At 50.1% G+C, this 6,400-nt stretch carries 6 protein-coding genes and 1 pseudogene; all 7 read right to left on the reverse strand.

Annotation, left to right across the window (positions count from 1 at the left end; translation table 11 throughout):
- Positions 1-3: 3 nt before the first annotated feature.
- A complete protein-coding gene (locus tag J2Z24_RS08185) occupies positions 4-1,836 on the reverse strand; it encodes a VirD4-like conjugal transfer protein, CD1115 family (protein ID WP_111947818.1) in 1,833 nt (610 codons plus the stop codon).
- Entirely contained in the window at positions 1,826-2,299 is a 474-nt protein-coding gene (locus tag J2Z24_RS08190) for a PcfB family protein (RefSeq protein WP_011988860.1), read from the reverse strand. The genes J2Z24_RS08185 and J2Z24_RS08190 overlap by 11 nt, the downstream gene beginning before the upstream one ends.
- Positions 2,300-2,374: 75 nt before the next feature.
- A complete protein-coding gene (locus J2Z24_RS08195; protein ID WP_011988861.1) occupies positions 2,375-3,172 on the reverse strand; it encodes a DUF6674 family protein in 798 nt (265 codons plus the stop codon).
- Positions 3,173-3,222: 50 nt separating this feature from the next.
- A complete protein-coding gene (locus J2Z24_RS08200; protein ID WP_011988862.1) occupies positions 3,223-3,927 on the reverse strand; it encodes an antirestriction protein ArdA in 705 nt (234 codons plus the stop codon).
- Complete coding sequence (locus J2Z24_RS08205; RefSeq protein WP_111947817.1) at positions 3,920-4,273, reverse strand: DUF7768 domain-containing protein; 354 nt, start codon at positions 4,271-4,273, stop codon at positions 3,920-3,922. The genes J2Z24_RS08200 and J2Z24_RS08205 overlap by 8 nt, the downstream gene beginning before the upstream one ends.
- A gap of 300 nt (positions 4,274-4,573) precedes the next feature.
- Entirely contained in the window at positions 4,574-6,046 is a 1,473-nt protein-coding gene (locus tag J2Z24_RS08210) for a ParB/RepB/Spo0J family partition protein (protein ID WP_021168011.1), read from the reverse strand.
- 248 nt (positions 6,047-6,294) lie between these two features.
- A pseudogene (locus J2Z24_RS08215) lies at positions 6,295-6,400 on the reverse strand (transposase); the annotation flags it as partial.

Here is a 6,400-nt window from a genome sequence, read left to right on the forward strand (position 1 = left end):
AAGTTATGCAAATGCTTCCGGTTCGTCCACATCATCATAGTTGAGAATGTCCTCGTTCTCATCTATGGCGGCGGTTTCCTCGTCAGCACTTACTTCATAAACGGTATACTGCTCATTAGGATTGAGCTTTTTCATGCGGCGGTTTACCAGCTTTGAAGCGTCAAAAGCGTTGCGCTTGTCGGCTTCGGCGGTATCCCTGTAATTGGGGTGCTGTTTCAAATCATATTTCGGGGAAAGGAACGGACGCAGGCCGCGAAGCTGTAAAATACACTTATTGCCCGGCATAGTGGTCAATTCGTCCATTGTCATAAGCTCCTTGCCAAGCCGTTGCAGATTTTGTCCGTAGCTTTCTGACTGGCCCCGCGTCCGGCTTTCCGTCTGCATGGAAATGGTTTCTTTCCCCAAAACCTCCGACAGCTCCTTGATGCTGGAATGTTCCCGCCCACCAAGAAAAATCACGCTGTCCATATTCCCCATAATGGTTTCAGCGTGGTCTTTATATAAGGCTTTGAGCTGGCTTTGCGCCTGTAAAAACAGGCATAAGGATATTTCGCGGGAGCGGATAACGGCAACCAATTTTTCCAATTGCGGAACCTGTCCCGTGTTGGCGGCTTCGTCCCATAATACCCTTACATGATGGGGGAGCCTGCCGCCGTATTTGCTGTCAGCCCGTTCACACAAAAGATTGAACATCTGCGAAAAAGCAAGGGCAACAATAAAGTTGTAGGTCGTATTGGTGTCGCTGATGATGAAGAAGGTGGCGGTTTTCTTATCGCCCATGCGGTCAAGTTCCATTTCATCATAGCTCATAATCTCCCGGAGCTGTCCAATATCAAATGGGGCAAGTCTGGCTCCGCAGGAAATCAGGATACTTTTCGAGGTTTTCCCGCTGGCGAGCTTGAATTTTTTATACTGGCGCACCGCAAAATGGTTGGGATTGCGCTTTTCCAAGCCAAGGAACATATAGTCCACGGCGTTCTTGAAATTTTCATCATCTTCCCTTGTTTCCATGCTGTTCAGCATATCCACTAGGGTATTGATATGGCGTTCTTCCTCCGGCCCCTCAAGGACGATATAGCCGATTAAAGCACAATAAAGCAAGGTTTCTGCTTTCGTCCAGAATGGATCACCCTCTTTACCGTCGCCCTTTGTGTTCTCAATCAGAGCGTTTACAAACTTCAAAATATCGCTTTCCGTCTTTAAGTAGGCCAGCGGGTTATAGTGCATTGACCGGGCAAAATCAATGGAATTGAATACCTTGATTTTGTAGCCCTGCTTTTTCAGAAAAGAGCCGACCTGCTCTAAAATGCCGCCCTTTGGGTCAACCACCACATAGGACGAATGAGCCTGTAAAAGCTGTGGGGTCAGCCAAAAGCGAGTTTTCCCGCTTCCGCTGGAGCCTATGATACAGCAGTTAAGGTTTCGGGCGTTGGCGGGATTGGCGGGTCGGGTATTCATGGTAAGAAGCTCTGTCCCGGTTAGTATCACGTTGTTGCTGAATTTTGGGTCGATAAAGGGCTTGATGTCCTTTGCCGTTCCCCACCGGGCCGAGCCATATTCCACATCCCTCCGAAACTTTTTTGCGTTTTTTACCTTATACCATACCACCAGCCGGAGTATGACCGCCCCGGCAAGGCCAATGAGCCAATCGGACAGCACAAAGCCCGGCGCAAATGAAGCAAACGCCGGGCTTATAGTCTTTATCATGCCAACCAGTTTATTTCCGAAGTCTGCACCTGCCGCAAGGCGGTAGGCTGTGCCGAGCTTCAGACAGAACCACAGCACCAACAGATAGGGAACATTGGGAATCACATATCTACGGATTTTATCGTTCATTCCGCACCACCTCCCGTTTTCGTTCCTTTTGTCGCGGTTTGGTGCGCTCCCTGTCGGCAAAGGCTTTTAACTGTTTCAGAATAGAGGGGTGGCGGCTCTTGCCCCGGTTCAGCACCAGCTTTGTATATTCGCCAAAACAGGCGGTAATAGCGTCAGCCTGCCCGGCCTTGAAGAATAACAAATATTTATCCGGCCCGGTTTTGTGAAAAGCATAATCTACATTGTACTTTCGGGCCACACGGTCAAAGAGCTTCGTATCCCCGGACAGGTCAAGACTGTTTGTAGAAACGCCGTGGTTCATCAACTTTTTTACGCTCTGTCTGCCCTGCGGGGTCTGCCGCTTCTGATGGCCCTTTTGTATCTGCCGGAGTGCTGCCGCCAGCACCTTTGCCAGCGTCCGGCCCGTCAGTTTTGTAGCATTGACAGATAGGGCAACCGTCCGGCGTTCAATATCTTCCTGCATGAAATTCCTCCTTTCCTGCCAGATATGGCAATCGTATAGGCGGGAGGACTTCGGGCCAAGTTGGCCCGAAGTGTGTTACCTCTCTGCATTGACAGGGCGGGGGCGTTCTGTGGTGGGAGCGTCCTTTTGTGCCTGCGCGATTTTTTCATTGTGAGTAGCAAGAGCTTCCCGGATAGAGGGCTTTTTCTCTGCCGCCCGTTCTTCCAACCGTGCCAGCGTATTCAAAGATTTTTCTATATGGCTTTTTATACTGGAAAAATGGGAACGCTCCGCACGGAATGGAGCGGATATGACCGCCGCCAGCTTGCCGGGCTGTTTTACTTCCTGTGCCGCTTCTCTGCCAAGCATGACCCGACCCATGTTTTTCAAATGCCGCCCGGCTTGATGGTATTCGGTGCTGATGGCTTCGATTTTGGCAATAGCCTTATCGTCGTACTGAATATCCTTTGTGAGCATATCCCGCATGGCTTCTAAAGTGGGGCGCACCTTGAAGAACCGGGCTACGTTATCCAGCGCGGAAATGCCGGTTTCCTTAAAAGCGGTAACGGCGTTCTTACAACCGTCTATGACGCTTTGCTTTAGCTCCGCCAATTTATCCCGCAAGTCCAATACCTGCCCCTGCATAACAATGACCGCCTTTTGCAAAGCGGTCTTAACCGGGTGGTTCTGTTCCTGTGCTGTTCGGAGTTCCTGCCGCATGGCGGCAAGCTCCTTTACAGCGGCGTCAAGCTGTTTTTCCATTGCTCCGACATGATGCAGAACCGCAAGAAAATCCTTTGTGGACGGGGAATTGTTTTCCCGCAATATCGCCAAAAGCTCCTTAACGTGTTCATTTTCCAAAATCGGCTCGGCGGTAGTTTTCGTTTTTGCCATAGTTTTTTTAACCTCCTTTCACACTTCGGGCCAAGTTGGCCCGAAGTTGGTTATCGTTCCGCATTGGCGGGGTGGGGGCGCTCACGGGCGGCGGTGACGGTTTCGTTTATCATCTTCCCGTAGCTTTCCAGCGTTTTCTTGATGGATTTTTCCGGTTCGGGATAAGCAAAAATTCGGTATTCCTCCGGTAAATCGTCCCTGCCGCTGTAATACTCAGTGAAGCTGTCGCCTGTCCGTACCACATAGCCGCCATCGGTAAAACGCCCGTCGTCGTCCAAGTTCATATCCCGCCCATAGGCTTCATAATCAATATTGTTTTCCAAATGCTCCGGGATTTCCAGCGTACACATTTCCTCAACATAGTAGCGGCCTAAATCTTCCTCATTCTCAACCCCGGCGTAAAACTCAAAACAATCCAGATTTTGCGTAAGGTTAATTAGGGCGGGTACACTGTTGTACTCCCCGAAGTCCACGGCGGCAGAAAACTTTTCTAACTCCCATTCCTCCATATCGTCCAGCAGGGAAGCCAAGAAGTTCAACTCATCAATGCTTTCATATTCTCCTAAGCAGTCACGCAGACCGGGAATGTCGGTTTCATAATTAGTAATGAAAATTTCCTCATACCGCACACCGTCCACATGGATACGCTTCAAAAGAGCCTGCACTTCCTCGGTGGTGGCGGGGAGCTTTAAAGGCTCCCCGTCCAAATATCCCTCGTTATACCGTCCAAGATTGGTAACAAAGGCTTCAAGCATGGTCTTTTTCCTGCCCCTGTGTTTTCACGGTCAGAATCCCGTCCAGCGTGGTTGCCGTGATGTTCAGCCGCCCGGCAACGGCAATGTCGTTTTTCACGTCCTCGTCAATATCGCTTCCGCATACGACAAGTACATGGGCGCGGCGCAGGAGATCCCGGCTCATATCAATGCCGCTTTTATGTTCCTCCGGGATTGCGTCATTGAGAAAAAGCGGAAGATACAGGGTCGGGCAAACCGGGGAAAACCCGACTTCATAGACTGCCCGGCAATACTGCGCCGCCTGTTTGGTATCCGTATCGTGATTGCCGCACCACGCGGCAGTAATGTATGCTAAAGGTCGTTTCATGATTTAAGCACCTCCGTTCTTGTTGCGCTGAATGTGTCAACCTATCCCCCCGCCCTTTCCACGCTTGGAAAGGGCGCGGCTCAAAGGAATATATATCCCCGTCGCTTGACTGCCTTAAAGCATAACCGGGAGAAATCCGTCAAGAGTGCGAAGCACCGCCTACGGCGGCAAGCTCTTGACCGATTTTCCCGGCTATGCTACCCAATAAGCGGCGACGGGGAATATATTTATCCTTAGAGCTTTGGGGCACGGGGCAAAGCCCCGCATATACCGACTTCGGGCCAACTTGACCCGAAGTGCTTATTTTTCCTGTTCGGCTTTCTTTTGAGGAGCCGAAACCTCTTTCAGTTTTGCCTTGTTTTCCTCAAGCAGCTTCATAATGGTATCCTTCATTTCGCGGGGTGTTTTCTCCTTGCCGAAATACTGGGAAAGTTCCTGACTTGAAATAATCACTTTGTCTGCCTCCTTTTTTTCTTCTAACATGATTCCGTCAATCACATCGGGGTTTAACAGCTTCTTTTGGTCAAGGTCACGCATACGCTGTGCCTGTGAGAGCGAGGGAGCCGACTGCTGGCCCTCAATAGCGATAGCAATATACCGCTGATTTTTTGGCTTGATAAACGCAAGCTCCACCGCGGGAGTGAACGCGATTTTCTTTTCGTCCACCATTTTCATAAGGTCGGGAACCAGCTCATTGAGCTTGATATACCGCTGAACCTGCTTGACCGTCATTTTGTTGCGCTCGGCTACGACCTCATTGGAACGCTGTCCGTTGCCGGTTCGCGCACCCTGCCGCTTGATGGCTTCCAACTGCATTTGCAGGGCTTTGGCTCGTTCGCTGGGCAGGATATTTTCACGCTGATTGGTGTTGTCCTCTACCATCTGCGTGATGGCCTGCTCGTCCGTCATGTTGCGGATAATACAGGGCATATCCGTAAATCCGGCTAATTCGCTGGCTTTCTGGCGGCGGTGGCCGGATACGATTTCATAGCCGCCATCTTCGCGGGGGCGCACAATGGCAGGCTGGGTAACGCCCTTGTCCTTGACGCTTTCCACCATAGCAGCCATTTCTTCATCATTTCGGACTTGAAATGGGTGGTCTTTGAAAGCGTAAAGCTCGGAAAGATTGAGATAAACAATCTGTTCCTGTTCGCCGGGGCGGGGTGCTTGCCTCGGTTCGGGCGGCAGCTCCGGGGCAGAGAGCGGCGTTTCCTGCTGTGCCTGTTCCGTAGCTTGCGGGGAAGCAGAAGCACCGCCGCCAATTTCTGCGGTCTGTTTCTGTTTATCCGGCTTTTCCGGTTTTATAGCCTTTGGGGCTTTTTCCTGTTTGGCAAGACGGGTAAGCTTTTTATCTGCTTTTTCGGCAGTTCTGGGCTTACTGTCATTTTTCTTATCCGGACTTGTTTTCTTCGGCTTTGCCGTTTTATCTCCTGGCTCCGCTTCCTGTTTTTCGGGGGTAGTCTGTTCCGTTTCCTTTACCGCCGCCTGTTTCCCGGAAACAATCTCATTGATTTTGTCAAAGGAAACCACCACATCACCGGGGGCGGGAATGTCAATGGGGTTAGGTGTTTCCGGTCCGTCCTTATCGGTTTTATGCAGGGCGGCTCCGTCCTCATGAGGAAGTGCCGTTGTTTCCTCGGCAGTCTTTTCCGGGGCAGGAGCTTCGCCGCCAATCTCCGGCATGGGAGCAGGTGTGTTTTTTTCTTCTGCTGTTGTTTCCTGTGCCGGGGCGGTTTTTACTTCGTCCGGTTTGTTTGGCTCATTTTTTGCCATGCGTTTTTCCTCCTTGTCTGTTTTATGGCATGAAAAAAGGGGCTTGATTTTTTAGGTCAAGCCCCACGGGGATATTTGCAATCCCTCCTTTCCACTTCGGGCCAACTTGACCCGAAGTTCCGCTATCCAGATACAAAAATACCGCCTATCTTGTTCAATTAGGCGGTATCCTGTGTAATGTGATAGCTCATATTTTATTTTGATATTCCCTTATCTACTTAGAATAAGGGGTTTTGCAGTTTTCCTAATACGTTTGGCTCATAAAAGCCTCTACACCAAAAATGTCTGTTCCCATATTTATATTTTAAATTTGCAAATCTCTCAAATATCATTAAACTACTTTTTCCCTTTAAA

The sequence above is a fragment of the Clostridium tetanomorphum genome, assembly GCF_017873215.1.
Classification (GTDB): Bacteria; Bacillota; Clostridia; order Clostridiales; family Clostridiaceae; genus Clostridium_AO; species Clostridium_AO tetanomorphum.

Excerpts from the sequence above, each read along its gene's own strand:
- J2Z24_RS08195 (WP_011988861.1), bottom strand. The coding sequence starts at position 3,172 with ATGGCAAAAACGAAAACTACCGCCGAGCCGATTTTGGAAAATGAACAC.
- J2Z24_RS08200 (WP_011988862.1), bottom strand. The coding sequence starts at position 3,927 with ATGCTTGAAGCCTTTGTTACCAATCTTGGACGGTATAACGAGGGATAT.
- J2Z24_RS08190 (WP_011988860.1), bottom strand. The coding sequence starts at position 2,299 with ATGCAGGAAGATATTGAACGCCGGACGGTTGCCCTATCTGTCAATGCT.
- J2Z24_RS08185 (WP_111947818.1), bottom strand. The coding sequence starts at position 1,836 with ATGAACGATAAAATCCGTAGATATGTGATTCCCAATGTTCCCTATCTG.
- J2Z24_RS08210 (WP_021168011.1), bottom strand. The coding sequence starts at position 6,046 with ATGGCAAAAAATGAGCCAAACAAACCGGACGAAGTAAAAACCGCCCCG.
- J2Z24_RS08205 (WP_111947817.1), bottom strand. The coding sequence starts at position 4,273 with ATGAAACGACCTTTAGCATACATTACTGCCGCGTGGTGCGGCAATCAC.